Source organism: Curtobacterium sp. MCPF17_021, from assembly GCF_003234605.2.
Taxonomy (GTDB): domain Bacteria; phylum Actinomycetota; class Actinomycetes; order Actinomycetales; family Microbacteriaceae; genus Curtobacterium; species Curtobacterium flaccumfaciens.
Window position 1 is genome coordinate 2,216,132 of record NZ_CP126252.1, and the last position, 19,672, is coordinate 2,235,803.

General features: G+C 73.0%; 17 protein-coding genes. 11 read left to right on the top strand and 6 right to left on the bottom strand.

From position 1 onward, the window contains the following. Positions 1–11 precede the first annotated feature (11 nt). Positions 12–836 (bottom strand): alpha/beta hydrolase, encoded by an 825-nt coding sequence (locus DEJ29_RS10445; protein ID WP_181438116.1) that lies wholly within the window; start codon positions 834–836, stop codon positions 12–14. A 186-nt stretch (positions 837–1,022) separates the two neighbouring features. On the opposite strand from DEJ29_RS10445, the gene DEJ29_RS10450 reads away from it, so the two are divergent. Genes DEJ29_RS10450 through DEJ29_RS10460 form a run of 3 tightly spaced genes read left to right on the top strand, consistent with a single transcriptional unit; the run spans position 1,023 to position 7,359 of the window. Further along, positions 1,023–2,084, top strand: coding sequence for a Gfo/Idh/MocA family protein (locus DEJ29_RS10450; RefSeq protein WP_258375884.1), 1,062 nt, complete (start codon positions 1,023–1,025; stop codon positions 2,082–2,084). A gap of 44 nt (positions 2,085–2,128) precedes the next feature. Beyond that, positions 2,129–6,025, top strand: a complete 3,897-nt coding sequence (locus DEJ29_RS10455) for a Pls/PosA family non-ribosomal peptide synthetase (RefSeq protein WP_111094207.1) — start codon at positions 2,129–2,131, stop codon at positions 6,023–6,025. A 14-nt stretch (positions 6,026–6,039) separates the two neighbouring features. Beyond that, positions 6,040–7,359 carry a M1 family metallopeptidase gene (locus DEJ29_RS10460; protein WP_258375883.1) on the top strand — a complete coding sequence of 440 codons (1,320 nt, stop codon included), beginning with the start codon at positions 6,040–6,042 and terminating at the stop codon, positions 7,357–7,359. Positions 7,360–7,405: 46 nt separating this feature from the next. Here the strand turns inward: DEJ29_RS10460 and DEJ29_RS10465 are convergent, their stop codons facing one another. Continuing rightward, on the bottom strand, positions 7,406–7,675 hold the full coding sequence (locus tag DEJ29_RS10465; RefSeq protein WP_111094286.1) for a helix-turn-helix domain-containing protein: 270 nt from the start codon (positions 7,673–7,675) through the stop codon (positions 7,406–7,408). Positions 7,676–7,707: 32 nt separating this feature from the next. Here DEJ29_RS10465 and map point away from each other — a divergent pair, with 32 nt between their 5' ends. After that, positions 7,708–8,475 (top strand): type I methionyl aminopeptidase, encoded by a 768-nt coding sequence (gene map / locus DEJ29_RS10470; protein ID WP_111094285.1) that lies wholly within the window; start codon positions 7,708–7,710, stop codon positions 8,473–8,475. On the opposite strand, the gene DEJ29_RS10475 is transcribed toward map, so the two are convergent. Together DEJ29_RS10475 and DEJ29_RS10480 are read right to left on the bottom strand one after the other, a co-directional pair. Then, on the bottom strand, positions 8,459–9,013 hold the full coding sequence (locus DEJ29_RS10475) for a 4'-phosphopantetheinyl transferase superfamily protein (protein WP_181438115.1): 555 nt from the start codon (positions 9,011–9,013) through the stop codon (positions 8,459–8,461). The two genes, map and DEJ29_RS10475, sit on opposite strands and share 17 nt — an antisense overlap. A 72-nt stretch (positions 9,014–9,085) precedes the next feature. After that, positions 9,086–9,289, bottom strand: coding sequence for a hypothetical protein (locus DEJ29_RS10480; protein ID WP_017885770.1), 204 nt, complete (start codon positions 9,287–9,289; stop codon positions 9,086–9,088). 284 nt (positions 9,290–9,573) lie between these two features. On the opposite strand from DEJ29_RS10480, the gene DEJ29_RS10485 reads away from it, so the two are divergent. From DEJ29_RS10485 to DEJ29_RS10505, 5 genes are all read left to right on the top strand, one after another. Next, positions 9,574–11,430, top strand: a complete 1,857-nt coding sequence (locus DEJ29_RS10485; protein WP_181438114.1) for a TPM domain-containing protein — start codon at positions 9,574–9,576, stop codon at positions 11,428–11,430. Between the two features lie 90 nt (positions 11,431–11,520). Further along, a complete protein-coding gene (locus DEJ29_RS10490) occupies positions 11,521–12,246 on the top strand; it encodes a PspA/IM30 family protein (RefSeq protein WP_017885772.1) in 726 nt (241 codons plus the stop codon). A gap of 44 nt (positions 12,247–12,290) precedes the next feature. Beyond that, positions 12,291–13,112, top strand: a complete 822-nt coding sequence (locus tag DEJ29_RS10495) for an arginase family protein (RefSeq protein ID WP_111094203.1) — start codon at positions 12,291–12,293, stop codon at positions 13,110–13,112. A 55-nt stretch (positions 13,113–13,167) separates the two neighbouring features. Further along, positions 13,168–14,571 carry a dihydrolipoyl dehydrogenase family protein gene (locus DEJ29_RS10500; RefSeq protein ID WP_111094202.1) on the top strand — a complete coding sequence of 468 codons (1,404 nt, stop codon included), beginning with the start codon at positions 13,168–13,170 and terminating at the stop codon, positions 14,569–14,571. A gap of 2 nt (positions 14,572–14,573) precedes the next feature. Next, positions 14,574–14,930: a Fe-S oxidoreductase gene (locus DEJ29_RS10505; protein WP_175330772.1), complete on the top strand. Its 357-nt coding sequence runs from the start codon at positions 14,574–14,576 to the stop codon at positions 14,928–14,930. A 377-nt stretch (positions 14,931–15,307) separates the two neighbouring features. Here DEJ29_RS10505 and DEJ29_RS10510 read toward each other — a convergent pair whose 3' ends face one another. Next, the gene (locus DEJ29_RS10510) at positions 15,308–16,126 is read right to left on the bottom strand and encodes an ABC transporter ATP-binding protein (protein WP_111094201.1); all 819 of its coding nucleotides are present in this window, start codon (positions 16,124–16,126) and stop codon (positions 15,308–15,310) included. After that, a complete protein-coding gene (locus DEJ29_RS10515) occupies positions 16,126–17,025 on the bottom strand; it encodes a siderophore-interacting protein (RefSeq protein ID WP_258375882.1) in 900 nt (299 codons plus the stop codon). The genes DEJ29_RS10510 and DEJ29_RS10515 overlap by 1 nt, the downstream gene beginning before the upstream one ends. Positions 17,026–17,091: 66 nt before the next feature. Between DEJ29_RS10515 and DEJ29_RS10520 the strand changes: the two genes are divergently transcribed. Then, on the top strand, positions 17,092–18,102 hold the full coding sequence (locus DEJ29_RS10520; protein WP_181438113.1) for an alpha/beta fold hydrolase: 1,011 nt from the start codon (positions 17,092–17,094) through the stop codon (positions 18,100–18,102). Next, a complete protein-coding gene (locus tag DEJ29_RS10525; RefSeq protein WP_111094198.1) occupies positions 18,099–19,643 on the top strand; it encodes an ABC transporter substrate-binding protein in 1,545 nt (514 codons plus the stop codon). The genes DEJ29_RS10520 and DEJ29_RS10525 overlap by 4 nt, the downstream gene beginning before the upstream one ends. Positions 19,644–19,672 lie beyond the last annotated feature (29 nt).

A 19,672-nucleotide genomic window follows, 5' to 3' on the forward strand; every position in this document is an offset into this window, starting at 1 on the left:
TCGTGCGCCGCTCAGCGGTGCTCGACCCCGAGCGTCTGCGCGAGGAACGCGAGCGATCCCGGCAGCGCGTGGTCGGTGTAGCCCTCGGCGTGCCGGAGACCGGGGATCAGCTGCAGCGTGTTCGGGACGCCGACCGCGGCGAGCGCGGCCTGCAGGGCGATCGGGTCCGACCGCGGGACCCACTCGTCCAGCGAGTTGGCGAGGTAGACGGGGCCCGTCGACGCCGTCACGTGCTCGATCGTGGACGCCGCGGCGAGCGCCGACCGGTCGCCGCCGACCTCCTGCAGGATCACCCAGCGGAGGAACGGGTCGTCCCGCCCGGTCTGGTCGATGTCGGCGCTGCGCATCGCGTCGAGGTCCTGGGTCGTCGGTGCCGCGGAGACCGTGCCGTCGGTGACGCGGATGATCTCGGCGAGGCCGAATATCCCGGACCAGCTCACGGAGGGACGGCCGGTCGCGATGCCGCCCTCGACGGCGAGGTTCCCGCCGGCCGAGCCGCCGAAGAATGCGACCTTGCTCCGGTCGAAGGGGATGTCGGACTGCAGCGCCCACTCGTACGCGGTGAGCACGTCGTCCCTGCTCGCGGGGAACACGTCCGTCGGTGCCAGGCGGTAGTTCGGGACGAAGACCGTGTACCCGGCGTCGACGAGTCGGGCGGACAGGCCGTCCTCCTTGGACTTGTCACCGCGGAACCAGCCGCCACCGTGCACGAGCACGACGGCGCCGGTGCTCGGGGGCGATCCGGTGCCCGGGCTGTGGACGTCGAGGACCAGGGCGTCGTGCCGGTCCGAGTACCGCACGTCGCGGTCGATGTGGGGAGGCGGCTGTGTGGGCATCGGTGACGACCTTCCTCGGGTTCCCGACGCCGCGACCGGCGGCGGTTCGTGGAATCCGATTCTCATCGACCGTGTCACGGGGCGATTGGGTCGGATGACTCGATGCGGGTCGGTTCCGGGGCGACGAGCCGTACGTCGGGGTCGGGGTCGGGGTCCGGGTCGGGGTCCGGCCGGTAGCGTTCCGGCATGACGATGACGTTCCCGGTGCCCGGAGTCCACGCGCTGCGGGGCGGACCCGTGCTCCGGTGGGGTGTGATCGGCCCCGGGGAGATCGCGAACGACTTCACCGCGACGCTGCACGCGAACTCCGACCAGCGCGTCGTCGCCGTGGGGTCCCGCTCCCCCGAGCGTGCCGCGGCCTTCGCCGCCCGCCACGGCGTGCCAGGTGTGCACGGCTCGTACGAGGCCCTCGTGGCGGACCCCGCCGTCGACGTCGTCTACGTCGCCTCGCCGCACCCGCAGCACCTCGGGCACGCGCTGCTCGCGATCGCCGCCGGCAAGCACGTGCTCGTCGAGAAGCCGATGACGACCTCGGCGGCGGACACGCGCACCCTCGCCGACGCCGCACGGGCCGCGGGCGTCCTCGCGATGGAGGCGATGTGGACCCGGTACCTGCCGGGCACGACCGTCGTCGCGCGTCTGCTCGCGGACGGGGTCCTCGGCGACGTCCGGCTCGCCACGGTCGATGTCGGGTGGCCGCACGAACCGGACCCGGCGGACCGGATGTTCGACCCCGCCGCAGGTGGGGGTGCGCTCCTCGACGCCGGCGTGTACGGGCACTGGTTCGCACGGTTCGCCACCGGCGCCCCGGTGACCAGCAGCACGACGGGGGCGGTCTCGGACCGCGGGGTGGACCTCCAGTCCGTCACCGTGTCGACGGCAGAGGGTGGCGCGCAGGCGGTGGTGGCCACGTCGATGACGGCGTGGACGCCGGGGCTGGCGGTGATCGCCGGGAGCCGGGCCACGGTCCGGTACACCGACCACTTCGTGTTCCCGGCGTCGTTCGCGGTGCACCAGCCGGGTGGGGAGGACCACTGGGCGGAGCCGACTGGGCTGCGGGGCCGTCAGGGACTCGTGTGGCAGGCGGCGGCGCTCGCGCAGTACGTGGCGGACGGTCGCACGGAGTCCCCGGTGCACTCGCTGGACGACTCGATCGGGATCGCCGCGGCGCTCGACGCGGCACGCGCGGCGCTCGGCCCGACCGGTGCGGCACCGTCCGTTCCCGAGCAGGACACCTCGACCCTCTAGGATCACGGGCCGGTCGTCCCGCACGCGACCGGGAAGAGGCCTCGATGACCATCGGCACCGGGAACGCGCAGCTCGAACTCGCCCGCGGCGGCGACGCACCCGCGCCACGGACCCTGTTCGACGTCCTGGCGGCGACCGCGGCGACCCACCCGGACGCGACCGCCCTCGAGGACCCCGCCGGCAGCGTCGACTACGCCGCCCTGCTCGACCTCGTGCGCGCGCAGGCCGACGACCTGGCCCGCCGCGGTGTCCGACGGGGCGACCGGGTCGGGGTGCGGATCCCCTCCGGTGGGCGCGACCTGTACCTGTCGATCCTCGCCGTCCTCGCCGCCGGAGCCGCGTACGTGCCGGTCGACGCCGACGACCCCGAGGAGCGCGCCACCCTGGTGTTCGGTGAGGCCGGTGTCGTCGGGGTGATCGGCGCGAGCGGTGTCCTGCGCGACCGCGACGGCACCGAGCTCCCGGTGACGGACCCTTCGGCGAGCGCCGAACTCCCCCGTGAGACCGACGACGCGTGGATCATCTTCACGTCCGGGTCGACCGGGGTGCCGAAGGGGGTGGCGGTCACCCACCGCAGTGCTGCGGCGTTCGTGGACGCCGAGGCGCGGATGTTCCTGCAGGCGGCGCCGATCGGTCCGGGTGACCGGGTGCTGGCGGGGCTGAGCGTGGCGTTCGACGCGTCGTGCGAGGAGATGTGGTTGGCGTGGGGGCACGGTGCCGCGTTGGTGCCGGCGCCCCGGTCGTTGGTGCGGACGGGGGTGGACCTGGGGCCCTGGTTCATCGCGCACACGATCACGGTGGTGTCGACGGTGCCGACGCTGGCGGCGTTGTGGCCCGACGATGCGCTCGAGCAGGTGCGGCTGGTGATCTTCGGTGGTGAGGCGTGCCCGCCGGAGCTGGCGGCGCGCATCGCGAGTCGTGACCGTGAGGTGTGGAACACCTACGGGCCGACCGAGGCGACGGTGGTGGCGTGCGGGTCCCTGCTCGACGGGAGCCAGCCCATCCGGATCGGGTTGCCGCTGGACGGGTGGGACCTGGCGGTGGTGGACGGTGCCGGGCAGCGGGTGGAGCCGGGCGGCGTCGGTGAGCTCGTGATCGGCGGGGTCGGGCTGGGGCGGTACCTGGACCCGACGAAGGACGCGGAGAAGTACGCGCCGTTCCCGGAGCTCGGGTGGGAGCGGGCATACCGGAGCGGAGACCTGGTGCGGTACGAGCCCGAGGGGCTGGTGTTCCAGGGGCGTGCGGACGACCAGGTGAAGCTCGGCGGCCGGCGGATCGAGCTCGGGGAGATCGATGCGGCGCTGCAGGCCCTGGACGACGTGGCGGGTGGGGCCGCGGTGGTGCAGCGGACCCCGGCGGGCAACCAGGTGCTGGTCGGGTACGTGGCCCCGGTAGCGGGGGCGACGGTGGACGTGGCCGCGGCGAACGCCCGGTTGCGGCAGGAGCTGCCGGCGGCGCTGGTGCCGTTGGTGGCCGTGGTGGAGTCGCTGCCGACGCGGACGTCGGGCAAGGTCGACCGCGCGGCGCTGCCGTGGCCGTTGCCCGGTGCCTCGGACGCAGCGATGCTGCCGGACACGGTGGCGTGGATCGCCGAGCGGTGGTCGGCGATCCTCGGGGTGCCGGTGGCGAGCGTCGACGACGACTTCTTCGCCCACGGGGGCGGGTCGCTGACGGCGGCGCAGCTGGTGTCGGCCATCCGGGAGCGGTTCCCGACGACGACGGTGGCGGACGTGTACGACCACCCGCGGATCGGGGCGTTGGCGGCGGCGCTGGACGAGTCCGGCCCGGTCGAGGCGTCGTCGCGTGACGTCACGCCGGTGCCTCCGACGACGGGGTTGCTGATGACGCTGCTCGGGCTGCCGGTGCAGGTGCTCCGGGGGTTGCGGGTGCTGACGTGGACGGCCCTGGTGGCCGCGGTGCTGCACGCGACGACGCTGCCGTTCCTGCCGGTGCTGCCCTGGCCGGTGCTGGTGCTGGCGCTCCTGGTGTTCGTGACGCCGATCGGCAAGATGGCGCTGACGGTGGTGCTGGCGCGGCTGCTGCTCGCCGGGGTCCGGCCGGGGTCGTACCCCCGCGGCGGTTCGGTGCACCTGCGGGTCTGGCTGGCCGAGCGCATCGCCGAGGCGGTCGACGGCCCCTCGACGGCGGGGGCCCCGTGGATCAGCTACTACGCCCGGGCGCTCGGTGCGCGGATCGGCAGGGACGTCGACCTGCACACGCTGCCGCCGGTGACCGGGATGCTCACGATCGGCAAGCGTGCCTCGATCGAGCCCGAGGTCGACCTGGCCGGGCACTGGCTCGACGGCGACGTGTTCCACCTGGGGCACGTCCGCGTCGACGAGGACGCCGTGGTGCGCAGCCGGACGACGCTGCTGCCGGGGGCGCACGTCGGTGCGGGTGCCGAGATCACGGCTGGTTCCGCCGTCGGCGGCCCGGTGCCCGCGGGCGAACGCTGGGCAGGGGCACCTGCGGAGCGCACCGGGTCGGCTCGTGACGACCGGGAGGCCCGCCCCGCGACCCGACGACGTTGGCTGCTCGCGTACGGGGCCGGGTCCCTGGCCGTGGCCGGGTTGCCGGTGGTCGGTGTCGCGGTCGGACTGCTGGTCGCCCTCGCCCTGGTCGGGCGGGCGTCGACCCTGGGCGACGCGGTGCTCCGTGCGCTGCTGACGGTCCCCCTGGCGACGGTCGTCGCCGGTGCGGTGTACGCGCTGCTGGTGGTGGTCGCGGTGCGGCTGCTCGGCATCGGCCTGCACGAGGGGCGGCACCCGGTGCGCTCCAGGATCGGCTGGCAGGTGTGGTCGACCGAGCGGGTGCTCGACGCGGCGCGCACCCTGCTGTTCCCGCTGTACGCCTCGCTCGTGACGCCGGTGTGGCTGCGGCTGCTCGGCGCCCGGGTCGGTCGGGACACCGAGATCTCGACGGTGCTGCTCATCCCGGCGCTGACGCAGATCGCGTCGGGGGCGTTCCTGGCCGACGACACGATGGTGGCGACGTACGAGCTCGGCGGCGGTCGGGTGCGGATCGGTCGCTCGAAGGTCGGCCGTCGCGCGTTCCTCGGCAACAGCGGGATGACGGGTGCCGGACGCTCGGTGCCGCGCGAGGCCCTGGTGGCGGTGCTGTCCGCTGTGCCGAAGAAGGCCAAGCGCGGGTCGTCGTGGCTCGGGTCGCCCCCGGTGCGGCTGCGGCGCGCGGCGACGGAGTTCGACGAGGCGCGCACGTTCCGTCCGTCCCGGCGGCTCAAGGTCGCCCGCGGCTGCTGGGAGCTGCTGCGCCTGGTCGCCCCGATGGTCTCCGCCGCCATCGCGCTCGGCGTGGCCGGAGCACTACTGGCGCTCTGGTCGGCCGTCGGGATCGGGTGGACGGTGCTGCTCGCCGGACCGGTGCTCATCGCCGCCGGTGCCGTCGCCGCCGTGGTGTCGACGATCGCGAAGTGGGCGTTCGTCGGTCGGATCACCGCCCGGGAGCACCCGCTGTGGTCGTCCTTCGTGTGGCGCAACGAGGTGCAGGACACCTTCGTCGAGACCGTTGCGCGGCCCTGGTTCGCCGAGCAAGCCACCGGCACCCCCGCGCTGGCCGTCTGGCTGCGGAGCCTCGGTGCGACGATCGGCCGCGGCACCTGGCTCGAGACGTACTGGCTGCCCGAGGCCGACCTGGTCACCATCGGCTCCGGGGCGTCGGTGGCGCGGGGCACGGTCGTGCAGACCCACCTGTTCCACGACCGCGTGATGCAGCTCGACACCGTCCGGATCGACGCGGGTGCGACCCTCGGGCCGCACAGCGTGGTCCTGCCGGCGGCCGGCATCGGTGCCGGGGCGACCGTCGGGCCGTCCTCGCTCGTGATGCGCGGTGAGCAGGTGCCGACGGGCTCCCGCTGGTCCGGCAACCCGATCGCTCCGTGGACATCGGCAGCCCCCTCGGTGACCGCCCCACCGGCGCCATGAGGTTGACTGTCCCCGTGCCCTCCGATCCCGCCGCAGACCCGTACACCCCGCACAGCGGCGACCGACGGTGGAGTGCCGAGCACTACGAGCTCCGTCTCGACTACCGCGTCGCCACGAACCGCCTGGACGGCACCGCCACGATCACCGCGCGTGCCCTCGAGCCGCTCGAGAAGGTCGTGATCGACCTGCACGGGCTCACGGTCGACCGGGTCGACGTCGACGGACGCCGGGCCAAGAAGGTCTCGACCGCGACGCACAAGGTGACCGTCACCCCGGCCGACCCCATCGCCGCCGACACCGTGTTCAGCGTGCACCTGCGGTACCGCGGCACCCCGCACCCCGTCCGGAGCACGTGGGGGCAGCTCGGCTGGGAAGAACTGTCCGACGGCGTCATCGTCGCCGCGCAGCCCACGGGAGCGCCGTCGTGGTTCCCGTGCAACGACCGCCCCGACGACAAGGCCACGTACCGGATCGAGATCGCGGCCGAGGCGGCGTACGACGTCCTGGCGAACGGGGAGCTGCTCGCCAAGGAGCGCGACCGCGTCGGCACCCGCTGGACCTACGCCACCACCGAGCCGATGGCGACCTACCTGGCGACCGTCCAGATCGGCCGGTACCGCACCACGAAGCTGCGCACGAGCGGGGTCCCCGTCACGCTGCACCACCCCGCCGACCTCGCCGCCGCCGCGAAGACCGACTTCGGCCAGGTGCCGGAGATGCTCGCGCTGTTCGGTGACCGGTTCGGCCCGTACCCGTTCGCGGCGTACGGCGTCGTGGTGACCGACGACGACCTGGAGATCCCGCTCGAGGCCCACGGCCTGGCGGTGTTCGGCCGGAACCACGTCGACGGCGAACACAGCACCGACCGCCTCATCGCCCACGAGCTCGCCCACCAGTGGTTCGGCAACTCCGTCACGGTCACCCGGTGGCAGGACATCTGGCTGCACGAGGGGTTCGCCTGCTACGCCGAGTGGCTGTGGTCCGAGGACCGCGGCGACGACACCGCCGACCAGCTGGCCGAGCGGTACCGGCAGGGACTGCTCGAGCAGCCGGAGGACCTGGTGATCGGTGAGCCGGGCGCGAAGGACATGTTCGACGACCGCGTCTACAAGCGCGGCGCCCTCGCACTGCACGCCGTCCGCCGCACGTTCGGCGACGACGCCTTCTTCGCCGGGCTGCGGAGCATCACCGAGCAGCACCGGCACGGATCCGTCACCGTGCCGGACGTGCTCCGTGCGTTCGCGGACGCCGCCGGCCGCTCGGTCGCGGACGTCCGCGCGGTGACCGGGCCCTGGATCGACGAGGCGTCGGTGCCGGCGCTGCCCGCTGGCTAGCAGGCGCCGCCGGCGCGTCGATCAGCAGGCTCCGCCGCCGCGCCGGCTAGCCCGCCAGCTCGCCGTCGGCCGGGTCGCAGCTGACCTCGGACCACACCGCGTCGAGCGACAGTCCGACCACGCCCGCGACCGACGCGATGGTCGAGAACGCCGGCGTCGCGATGCGGCCGGTCTCGATCTTCCGGAGTGTCTCCGGCGAGATCCCCGCGGCCAGGGCGGTGTCCACGATCGATCGCGGACCACGGGCACGACGGACCAGCGCACCGAGGCGACGACCGCGCGCGACCTCGTCGGGGCGGAGTGGGAGACGGACCATGACCACATAGTAATACCGGTATGATCATCCGCGTGATCGAGATCCTCACCCCCGCCGAGGTCGACAAGGGCCGCGCCACCGGAGCCCTCGTCGGCACGATCCTGCAGACCCTGCGCGAACGCACCCGCGTCGGCACGAACCTGCTCGAGATCGACCGGTGGGCGAAGCAGATGATCGAGGCCGCCGGTGCCGACTCCTGCTACGTCGACTACGCACCCTCGTTCGGCCGCGGCCCGTTCGGCCACCACATCTGCACGGCCGTGAACGACGCCGTCCTGCACGGGCTGCCGCACGACCGGGTGCTGCAGGACGGCGACCTGCTGACCCTCGACCTCGCGGTGTCCCTGGACGGCATCGCCGCCGACGCCGCGATCAGCTTCGTCGTCGGTACCGCACGCCCCGAGGACCTCGCACTCATCGACGCCACCGAACGCGCGCTGGCCGCGGGCATCGCCGCGGCCGGACCGGGCGCCCGCATCGGTGACCTGTCCCACGCGATCGGCACCGTGCTCGAAGCCGCGGGCTACCCGGTGAACGTCGAGTTCGGCGGGCACGGCATCGGCTCGACCATGCACCAGGACCCGCACGTGTCGAACACCGGGCGCCCCGGCCGCGGCTACACGCTCCGGCCCGGACTCCTGCTCGCGCTCGAACCGTGGGTGATGGCGGACACCGACGTCCTGGTCACCGACGCCGACGGGTGGACCCTGCGGAGTGCCACCGGAGCGCGGACCGCCCACACCGAGCACACCATCGCGATCACCGAGGACGGCGCCGAGGTGCTCACGCTCCCCCGCTGACCGTCCCGACGACCTCGACGGACAGGTCACCCGCCGCAACCACGAGCACCACATCTGGCGCGGGGTACAGCACGGTGAGCGGTTGTTCGACACCCTCGAACCGGGCGGTACCGGCGGCCACGTCGACCTCCACCGCGAGCGGGTCGACGCGCAGCCCGCGTCCGTCGCGTTTCAGCACCGCTTCCTTCGCCGCCCACGCTGCCGCGAGGAGCGCCGGGTCTCCGTCAGCCCGGAGCAGCTCCCCCGAGGTGAAGGCGTCGAGCGGCGCAGCGGCGACCCGCGAGACCCGTTCGACGTCGACGCCGAGTGCCGACGGTCCGACCGCGAGGGCGACGACGCCCGGTGCGCGCGACAGGCTCACGCCGACCGAGACGCCCGCGACGGTCGCCCACGGACGACCGTGGTCGGTCCCCTCGCAGTGTGGACAGACGCGCCCCGCGTGCACGGCGACCGGCTCGACGCCGGTCGCCGACGCGACGGCGGCGACCAGGGCCTCCCGGTCGTCCGCGCGGTCAGCAGCCGGCGTCCGGAGCGTCACCGTGACGGTCTGGAGGCGCGACCCACCAACCGGGGCAGTGCCCGTTGGTCGTGTGGTCGCGCCCAGAGCGGATCAGGCGTGCGTCAGCGCGATGAGCGCGACGTTCATGGTGCTGTACTGCCCCTCGGAGCGGGTCGCCTGGCGAACTCGTCCGCGCAGGACCTCGTAACGGCCATCGTGCTCGCGCACGAAACCGATCACACCCGTCGCCGGAGTCGACACCCGGTGGTAGCCGTCCTCGAGCGGGACGACCTCGGTGCTCGTGGTGCGTTCCATCGTTCTTCCCCTTCCGTTCATCCTCGAACAGTGGCGCCAGCATACCCCGGTACGGGGGACAAGACGTCCACAGGAAGCACGGTCCGGAGCGTTCCCCCAGAGTCTGTCCGTGGCCCTGCGTGGCCTGGATAGACTCCGGGCGACAGCGCACTCGTGGCGCGGTCCGGTGCGGTGCCACGGGGTACCGACCGGCGACGGACGGAGGACGGATGCGAGCGGTCCAGCACGGATCGGGCACGGACGGATCGAGCGGGCGAAGGGGGACAACGCGGCTGTGGAGCCGTGTGACGGCGGCCCTGGTCGCGATGCTCATCGTCCTGGCTCCGGCAGCGACCGCCCACGCAACGGCGCCCGTCTACCTGGGCGGCGCGTACGTCCTCGACGAGGCCGACGCGCTGACCGCCTCCCAGCAGTCGAAGGTCGAGCAGGCCGTGCAGGACCTGTACGACGAGACCCAGACGCAGCTGTTCGTCGTGTTCGTGCCGTCATTCACCGACCCCACCGACCACACCGAGTGGGGCCGGGCCGTGATGGAGCAGAACCAGATCCACACCGACGGCATCCTGCTCTCGGTCGCGGTCGACGAGCGCAACTACGACGTCCAGCAGACGAACGAGACCGCGATCTCTTCGTCCGACGTGCAGAACGCCGTCGACGATTCGCTGCTGCCCCGGCTCAAGCAGGATGACTGGTCCGGCGCCGCCGTGGCCTTCGCCGACGGGCTGACCCAGTCGCAGGCCCCGGTGGACCTCACCTGGCTGTGGATCCTGCTGCTCGTCGTGGTCGTCGGGCTCATCGTCGTGGTCCTGGTCATCCGGACCCGCAACAAGCGCCGCACCGCCGCAGCCACACGGGCGCAGGAAGCCTCGCTCGCCGACCTCGAACGCACCGCCGGCGGCGCCCTGGTCACCATCGACGACGAACTCCGCACCGCCGAGCAAGAGGTCGGGTTCGCGAGCGCGCAGTTCGGCCCCGACGCCGCCAAGCCCTTCGCCGATGCAGTACAGGCCGCGCAGCGCGAGGTCCGCAAGGCCTTCACGATCCGCCAGCAGCTCGACGACGAGATCCCCGACTCTCCCCAGCAGCGCGCCGAGTGGGCGAACCAGATCATCGTGATCTGCGAACGGGCGCACGCCGCGATCGAGGAGCAGACCGAGGCGTTCGACCAGCTCCGGTCGCTCGAGGACGGCATCGAGGACGCAGCGGCGTCGCTCGCCCAGGCCGTGTCCGCCGCACCGGCATCGGTCGGGGCCGCCGCCGCTGCACTCGACCGCGTCCGCGCCCGCTACACCGGCCGCACCCTCGCCACCGTGGCGAACAACGTCGACCAGGCCCACCAGGTGCTCGCCTTCGCCACCGAACGCTCGAACGCCGCCACCGCCTCCATCGCCGCCGGCGACAAGGGCGAGGCGGTCGTCGCCGTGCGCGACGCCCAGCACGCGCTCGCCCAGGTGCAGCAGCTCACCGACGGCGCACTCGCCGCCGAGCAGTCCTTCGACGAGGCCACCGCCCGCGCCGAGGCGATGCGCATCGACATCCAGGGCGACGTCGCCGCCGCCCGCATCCTGCGCTCGGGCGGCCCGGACCTCGCCGCCGCGGTCACCCGCGCCGAGGCCGTGCTCCGCCAGGGGCTGGACCCGAAGGACCCGGTGGCGGCCGTCGACGCGCTGACCCGGGCGAACACCGAGATCGACCAGGCCATCGCCACGGCGCGGGGTGCCGAAGAACAGCGCCAGCGGGCCACCCAGGCGCTCGACGCGGCCCTGCGCGATGCCCGGAACCGGATCAGCCAGGCCCGCGACTACGTCTCCCTGCACCGCGGCGGCATCGGCCCGACCGCCCGGACCCGGCTGTCCGAGGCCCAGCGCGCCTACGACGACGCCGTCGAACTCGCCCCGAGCAACCCGGGCCAGGCGCTCAACGCCGCCCGCGCGGCCGAGCAGTACGCGGCCGCCGCGATGGACGCCGCCAACGACGACCTCGGCGGCTGGGGTGGCGGCCAGGGCGGTGGCGGCGGCGGCGCCCAGCTCGGCGGCCTCGTCACCGGACTCGTCCTCGGCGGCCTGCTCGGCGGTCGCGGCGGCAGCTACGGCGGCGGCTCCTTCGGCGGCGGCGGCTTCTCCGGCGGCGGCCGCTTCTGACCCGACGCACTCCCCCCGCCCCCAGAACCAGACACGACCCGACCCGACCCGACAACACCGTCCACAGGACTTCCACGAAAGGGAACAGCAATGGCCAAGCAGACCATCTTCGGACGCATCTCCACCCTCGTGCGCGCGAACATCAACCAGATCATCGACGACGCCGAGGACCCGCAGAAGATGCTGGACCAGCTCGTCCGCGACTACACGAACAACATCGCCGACGCGAAGACCGCGATCGCGCAGACCATCGGCAACGTGCGCCTGCTCGAGCAGGACCACGAAGAGGACAAGAAGGCCGCGGTCGAGTGGGGCCAGAAGGCCGCCAACGCCTCCACCGCAGCCGACAAGTACCGCTCCGAGGGCAAGTCGGCCGAGGCGGACAAGTTCGACAACCTCGCCAAGATCGCGATCGGCAAGCAGATCGCCGCCGAGCAGGAGGTCAAGGACGCGGAGCCGAACCTGGCGTCGCAGAACGAGGCCGTCGAGAAGCTCAAGACCGGTCTCGCCGGCATGGAGCAGAAGCTCGAGCAGCTCCGCGCGAAGCGGGACAACCTCGTCGCCCGCTCGAAGACCGCCGAGGCGCAGTCCCGCGTCAACGACGCCCTCGGCAACATCGACGTGCTCGACCCGACGAGCGACCTCGGCCGCTTCGAGGAGAAGGTCCGCCGCGAAGAGGCGAAGGTGCTCGGCCAGCAGGAGCTGCAGTCGTCGAGCCTCGACGCACAGTTCGAGAGCCTCGAGGACGTCGGCAAGGACGCCGAGGTCGAGGCACGGCTCGCCGCGCTGAAGTCCGGCGGATCCTCGAGCATCTGACGAACGCCCTGACGACGCCGGACCCCAGCTGACAGACTGAGACGATGCACTTCCTCGTGGTCGGTCAGTGGCAGGGTTCGGCGTCGTCGCGCGCGATGCGCCTCGGGGACGGTGCGTCGGCGATCGCGGCCGACCTCCCCCGGGCGTCCACCACCGTGGTCGACGTCCCGGCCGGAGCGGGTGACCGCCTCGAGACCGCCGTCGCCCGCTACACCTCGGTGCTCGCCGTCGCCGAACGCGTCGCCGAGGAAACAGCCGTCGCCACCGAACCGGTGCTCGTCGTCGGCGGTGACGGCGCCAGTGTCCTCGGCGCGACCGCCGCCCTCGCACCGGACACCGCGTTCGTCCGCATCTCCGGGTCCAGCGGGTACCGCGCGCTCAACCGGGCACAGCCCCTCGCCGCCGAGACCGCCGCCCTGCGCCTGCTGGTCGACCGCCCCGACGACCTGTTCCCCGGCCTGCCGGTGGTGCCGGCGGCCTCGGTCGTCGTCGCCGGGGTCCGCGGGGTCGAGGACGCCGAACGAGCCGCCCTCGACAAGGCCGGGATCGTGCACCTCGACGTCGACGCCGCCACCCCGGACGCCCTCGCCGCAGCGGTCGAGCGGACCGGTGCCGCATCGGTCTTCGTGCACGTCGACCTCGACGTCCTCGACCCGTCCGAGGTCGACGGACTCCTCGAACCCGTCCCGTTCGGCCTCGACGGCGCAGCACTCGTCGAGCGCATCCAGGCCGCGACGCGCGGCCGCCGCCTCGTCGGCGCCGCGCTCACCGGATTCGCCCCCGTCGACCCGGACCGGGCGGTGGACGACCTCGGCGTGATCCTGCGCGTCGTCGGAGCGGTGACCAGCGCCTCCCGGGTGGGCTGACCACGGGCACGACGCGACCGGCGGACCCCCTGCCGGTCCGCGTACGCTCGGCAGCATGACGGACTACGACCTCATCGTGATCGGAGCCGGCGCTGTCGGCGAGAACGTGGCGGACTACGCCAGGAAGCGCGACCTGTCGGTCGCGATCGTGGAGGCCGAGCTCGTCGGCGGCGAGTGCTCCTACTGGGCGTGCATGCCATCGAAGGCGCTCCTGCGCAGCGGACACGCCCTCGCTGCTGCCAAGCGGCTCGACGGTGCGAAGCAGGCCGTGACCGACACGCTCGACGCAGCACACGTGCTCGCCCGCCGCAACTCGTTCACCTCCGACTGGAAGGACGACAGCCAGGTCTCGTGGCTCGAGTCCGCCGGCATCGACCTGATCCGCGGGCACGCCCGCATCACCGGCCCGAAGACCATCGACGTCGACGGCGAGACGCACACCGCGCGCGCAGCCGTCGCGGTCGTCACCGGTTCCCTGCACACGCTGCCCCCGGTGCCCGGTCTCGCCGAGGCGAAGCCGTGGGGCACCCGCGAGGGCACCAGCGCCCAGCAGGTCCCCGAGAGCCTGCTCGTCATCGGCGGCGGCGTCTCCGGCTCGGAGCTCGCGACCGCGTGGGCCTCCCTCGGCGCGAAGGTCACCCTCGTCGCCCGGCACGGTCTGCTCGGCGGCATGGAGCCCTTCGCCGGGGAACTCGTCGCCGACTCCCTGCGCGAACTCGGTGTCGACGTCCGCACCGGCGTCAACCCGGTCCGGGTCGACCGCGACGAGCACGGTCTCGTCACCACGGAGCTCGACGACGGCACCACGGTCATCACGAGCGAGGTGCTCGCCGCCACCGGCCGCGCCGCACACACGCGTGACCTCGGGCTCGAGACCGTCGGCCTGACCGCGGGCGACTGGCTCGACGTCGACGACACCATGCTCGTGCACGGCACCGACTGGTTGTACGCCGTGGGTGACGTCAACCACCGCGTCCTGCTCACGCACCAGGGCAAGTACCAGGCGCGTGCCGCCGGCGAGGCGATCGCCGCCCGGTACCAGGGCACGCCGCTGCACGCCGAGCCGTGGGGTGCACACGTCGCCACCGCCGACCACGCCGCCTCGCCGCAGGTCACCTTCACCGACCCCGAGGTCGCGAGCGTCGGCCTGACCGAGGCGAAGGCCCGCGAGCAGGGGCTGAACGTCCGCGCGGTCGAGTACGACCTCGGTGCGATCGCCGGGTCCTCGCTGCAGGCGGACGGCTACACGGGCCGCGCGAAGATGGTCGTCGACGAGGACCGCAGGGTCGTCGTGGGCGTCACGTTCGTCGGCCAGGACGTCGCCGAGATGCTGCACGGTGCCACCGTCGCCGTCGTGGGCGAGGTCCCGATCGACCGCCTGTGGCACGCGGTGCCGGCCTACCCGACGATGAACGAGATCTGGCTCCGCCTGCTCGAGACGTACGGCCGCCCGGCCTGAGCGTGCGCAACCCGCTGCTCGACTCCCCCGTGTCCCGTGCGGGGTGGGTGTTCGCGACCGCCGTCGGGCTCGCCGTGGGCGTCCCCCTGTCGACCGGGCGGATCCGGGTGGAGGACGGGCTCGTGGTCTGCACGGGGCTGCCGCGCTGGGTGTTCCGGCGCGGCGGTACCTGCGTCGGTTCGGTGTACCTGACCCGCGACAACGACGGCCCGCGGGTGCTCCGGCACGAGCGGGTACACGTCGAGCAGTGGCGCCGGTACGGCATGCTCATGCCGCTGCTCTACGCCGTCGCCGGGCGGGATCCCCTGCGGAACCGGTTCGAGGTCGAGGCCGGCCTGGAGGACGGCGGCTACCGCTGACGCGGACTCGGCTGGTCGCAACACCCCGCCGGCACGCGGCGAGCGGTCGCAGACCGTCGCCTGCGGCGCCGCCAGCCGACAGTCCGTGACCACACGACGCCCTGCCGACGACGTGTCGTGACCACTCGGCGGCGGGCCGGCCAGGCGGCGGGACGCGACCGGTCGACGGCCTGGAGGCGCGTGCCGGCGCCGCCCCGAGCCTCCAGGCCGACGCGCCACAACCCCACTGCACCCGCCGGCCGGTCACAACACCCAGCCGAGCCCGCGGCGCGCGGTCACGAACCGTCGCCTGCGGCGCCGCCAGCCGACAGCCCTTGACCACACGACGCCCTGCCGACGACGAGTCGTGACCGCCCGGCCGCAGCGCCGCCCGCGCGTCAGGCCGCGCGCCGCCGCGGCACCACGAGGGGCGTGCCGGTCTCGGGATCGGGGACGACGACGCACGGCAGGCCGAAGACGTCCTCGACGAGGTCCGCGGTCAGCACCGTCGATGGCTTCCCCGCCGAGACGATCGCCCCCTCGCGCATCGCGATGACGTGGGTGGCGTAGCGCGCGGCCTGGTTCAGGTCGTGCAGCACCGCGACGACCGTGCGACCGGCGGCGTGCAGCGTGGAGGCCAGTTCGAGCACGTCGTACTGGTGCGCGATGTCGAGGAACGTGGTCGGCTCGTCGAGCAGCACGATGTCGGTCTGCTGCGCGAGCACCATCGCGATCCACACCCGCTGCCGCTGCCCGCCGGAGAGCTCGTCGACGCTGCGATCGGCCAGCTCCACCGTCGACGTCTGCTCGAGTGCGGCCTGCACGGCCTGCCGATCCGACCCGGACGACGGGTGCAGCAGGTCCTGGTGCGGGAACCGACCACGGGACACCAGGTCGCGCACGGTGATGCCGTCGGGGGCGATCGGGGTCTGCGGGAGCATCCCGACCCGCCGGGCCACGGCCTTCGGGCGGTACGAGTCGATCGGCGCACCGTCGAGGAACACCGTGCCGGCACGCGGCTTCAGTGTGCGGGCGAAGGACTTCAGCAGCGTCGACTTGCCGCAGGCGTTCGGCCCGACGATCACCGTCAGTTCGCCGTCGGGGATGTCGACGTCGAGCGTGTTCACCACGACCCGGTCGTCGTACGCCAGGGTCAGCCCGCGGGCCCCGAGCGCGGTGGTCGGGACCGGACCGAGTGCGGCGCCCGCGGTCGGCATCAGTGCTCGGCCTTGCCGTGCCGCCAGTACCCCATGAACGCGACCTGCTTGCGGTCGATGCCGACACCGCGCACCAGGTGGCGGCGGAGTTCCTTGACGCACCCGGCCTCGCCGGCGATCCAGGCGTAGACGGGGCGCTCGTCCGCGGGGGCCGGGACGTCCCACAGCACCTGCTCGTCGACGTCCACGTCGGTGAGCTCGACAGCGGGACCGCGGGCGTCGGACAGCGGCGCGACGGCGGAGGCCCAGGCGTGCACCTGGTCGGTCATCCGGACCCCGTGGGTGGCGCCGTTGCGGGCGATCCAGCGGACCTCGACCCCGGCGGGCGCGGTGACCGGCAACCGGTCGGCGTCGGTGGGTACCTCGATGAAGACGTGGCCGACGGTCGAGACGTCGAGGGCTTCGAGGATGGCGCAGATGGCCGGAGCGGCGGTCTCGTCTCCGGCGAGCAGGATCCGGTTCGCGTGCCCGGGAGCGAACTCGGCGGCCCCGGTCGGCAGGTCCTCCGGCGACTCGGGAACCCGCGGCCCGACGATGCGCAGCTCGTCACCGACGCGGCAGGCCGACACCCAGCGCGACGCCGGACCGGTGTCGCCGTGCGCGACGAAGTCGATGTCGAGCTCGCGGGCGTCCGGCCGGAACGAGCGGACCGTGTACGTGCGGAGCGGGTTGCGGGCGTCGTCCGGCAGCGCGCGCCAGGCGGCGTACCAGTCCTCGTCCTCCGGCAGTTCGGAGAAGCCGATGCCGGGCAGGGGCAGCACGATCTTGATCCGCTGGTCGAGACCGACCGAGGAGAAGTCGGCGAGCGCGTCGCCCGTCAGCGTCACCCGGACGAAGTTCGGGGTGAGCGACGTGACGGCGGCCACACGGACGGAGAAGACGCGATACCGGGTTGCCACGGAATCGAGTATGGCATGCCTTACCTAACGTCTCCAGGCCCCCGGAACGGTGCGAGGATCGTCCCCGTGTCCGAAGCCCCCGACGACGAATTCGCCGACCTGCCCGCCCTCGCCAGCGCGAGCGGCGTGACCACGCCGCTCCGCGCCTCCAGGCAGGTGGTCCGCACCGCGGACGGACAGGAGACCTCCGCGATCCGGTGGGGCGACGACGGCCAGGAGGCCCGGATCACCTACCTGCACGGGCTCGGCATCGACGCCCACAGCTTCGACACCACGGCACTCGCCGTGGGCGAGCCGGCGGTCGCCCTCGACCTGCCCGGCCACGGCCGGTCCTCGTGGCGGGAGGACGCGGACTACGCGGCGGCCGCGACGGCGCCGAGCGTGCTCGCCGCGCTCGACGCGCTCGCGGTGCCGCCGGGCATCGTCGTCGGGCACTCGCTCGGCGCCATCCTGTCCGCTCGGCTCGCGGCCACCGCACCGGGGCGGGTCACCGGGCTCGTGCTCGTCGACATGTCGCCGGACTTCGCGCAGCGTGCGGTGGACCGGATCGCCCGCGCGCTCGAGGCGGAGGAGCCGTTCGAGTCGCTCGAGCAGGTCGTCGACCGGGCGATCGAGGCGCGGGTCGGCGACGACCGGCAGGTGCTGCTGCGCGAGGCCCGGCACACCACGGCCCTCGGAGCGGACGGGCGACTCGTGCGCCGCCACCACTTCCCGCACCTGCCGGCCGGGCGGACGTCGTCGGTGGGGCGCTTCGCCGATGCGTGGCCGGACCTCGAGGCCCTGCGCGTGCCGATCCTGCTCGTCCGGGGTGACCGCGGGTACGTCTCCCCGAAGCTGCACGCCGGGTTCGCCGACCGCCTGCCGGACGCCGAGATCGTGACGGTCACCTCGCGGCACGCGGTGCAGAACCAGGCGCCCCTCGAACTGGCTTCGGCGATCCGGGCATGGGCCGAGCGGCACGGATTGTTGCACCCGATCGAAGAACCGTCGCCGGACGGCGCCAGCCGCCGGTACCCTCGTGCGAGCGCGAGGCCCGATCCCAGCCCTCGTGCCCGGAAGGAACCCACCACCCCATGAGTCCGCTCCTGCCCCGTCGCACCGCGCGCACCTCGCGCATCGGGCGCGCTGCCCTCGCCGCCACCGCGGTCGCCGTCGTCTCCGCCCTGGCGCTGGCAGGCTGCTCCGGCTCGTCCGACACCACCGGGGGCAAGGACGCCACGGTGCGCGTCGGGCTGGTGCTCGAGCCGACGAGTCTCGACATCCGCACCCAGTCCGGGGCGGCGCTCGACCAGGTGCTCATCGACAACGTGTACCAGGGGCTCGTCGGCCGGACCGCCGACGGCGAGATCCGTGACGTGCTGGCCTCGTCGCACGAGGTCTCGGACGACGGCCTGACGTACACGTTCACGCTGCGGGACGGCACGACGTTCCAGGACGGCAAGCCGGTCACCGCGGCCGACGTCGTGTGGTCGCTCGAACAGGTCAAGTCGAACGACTCGTACGTCGACTCCGCCAAGCTCGCGGGCGTCACGTCGATCACCTCGCCGTCGGACGACTCCGTCGTGCTGCAACTGGCGAAGCCGGACTCCGACCTGCTCTGGAACCTGACCGGCCGCTCGGGCCTGGTGCTCGAGAAGGCCGCGGACAACGACCTGTCCGACAGCGCGAACGGCACCGGTCCGTTCGAGGTGGCCGACTGGAAGCAGGGCGACTCGCTCACGTTCGACCGCAACGAGGACTACTGGGGCACGAAGGCGAAGGTCGCGAAGATCGTCTTCCGGTACATCACGGACCCGTCGACCGCCGTCAACGCGATGGCGAACGGTGACCTCGACGTCCTGAACCCGGTCGACGGCACGCTGCAGAGCCAGCTGCAGGGCAACGACGACATCGCACTGCACAGCGGCAAGACGACCGACAAGTACACGCTGGCGTTCAACAACCGCAAGGAACCGTTCACGGACGAGCGCGTGCGCCGGGCCATCCGGCAGGCGATCGACGCGAAGGCGCTCATCAAGGCGATCGGCGGCACCGGCGTGGAGCAGGGCGGCCCGATCCCGGAGCTCGACCCCGGCTACGAGGACCTCACCGACATCGACGCGTACGACCCCGCGAACGCCAAGAAACTGCTGGCCGCCGCCGGCCAGCAGGACCTGAAGCTGACGCTCACCTACGCGAACATCTACCCGACCACGATCGGCGACGTGCTGAAGTCGCAGCTCGCCGACGTCGGGATCACCCTGACGGTCAAGCGTGTCGACTTCGCCACCTGGCTGTCCTCGGTGTTCCAGGCACCGAAGTCCGGTGAGCGGGACTTCGACCTGTCGATGGTCGACCACGTCGAGGCCCGTGACTTCGGCAACTGGGCCAACCCGAAGTACTACTTCGGCTACGACAACGCGACGGTGCAGGCGCTCTACGCCCAGTCGATCGCGGCGACCGACGAGGCCACCAAGACCGAGGCGCTCCGCAAGGCTGCACGCATCGTCAGCGAGGACGCGGCCGGCGAGTGGCTCTACACGGCGACCGAGATCACCGCGGTGCGCTCCGGCGTGACGGGCTTCCCGGTCGACGGCGGCAACTCGCGCCTCGACCTGGCGAAGCTCGCGGTCAAGTGAACCGGAGCGGCCGCGGCGCGGGGTGCGTC

Bases quoted from the DNA above. Each gene is read 5' to 3' on its own strand.
- DEJ29_RS10445 (WP_181438116.1), bottom strand. From the start codon at position 836: ATGCCCACACAGCCGCCTCCCCACATCGACCGCGACGTGCGGTACTCG.
- DEJ29_RS10450 (WP_258375884.1), top strand. From the start codon at position 1,023: ATGACGATGACGTTCCCGGTGCCCGGAGTCCACGCGCTGCGGGGCGGA.
- DEJ29_RS10455 (WP_111094207.1), top strand. From the start codon at position 2,129: ATGACCATCGGCACCGGGAACGCGCAGCTCGAACTCGCCCGCGGCGGC.
- DEJ29_RS10465 (WP_111094286.1), bottom strand. From the start codon at position 7,675: ATGGTCCGTCTCCCACTCCGCCCCGACGAGGTCGCGCGCGGTCGTCGC.
- DEJ29_RS10480 (WP_017885770.1), bottom strand. From the start codon at position 9,289: ATGGAACGCACCACGAGCACCGAGGTCGTCCCGCTCGAGGACGGCTAC.
- DEJ29_RS10490 (WP_017885772.1), top strand. From the start codon at position 11,521: ATGGCCAAGCAGACCATCTTCGGACGCATCTCCACCCTCGTGCGCGCG.
- DEJ29_RS10495 (WP_111094203.1), top strand. From the start codon at position 12,291: ATGCACTTCCTCGTGGTCGGTCAGTGGCAGGGTTCGGCGTCGTCGCGC.
- DEJ29_RS10500 (WP_111094202.1), top strand. From the start codon at position 13,168: ATGACGGACTACGACCTCATCGTGATCGGAGCCGGCGCTGTCGGCGAG.
- DEJ29_RS10510 (WP_111094201.1), bottom strand. From the start codon at position 16,126: ATGCCGACCGCGGGCGCCGCACTCGGTCCGGTCCCGACCACCGCGCTC.
- DEJ29_RS10525 (WP_111094198.1), top strand. From the start codon at position 18,099: ATGAGTCCGCTCCTGCCCCGTCGCACCGCGCGCACCTCGCGCATCGGG.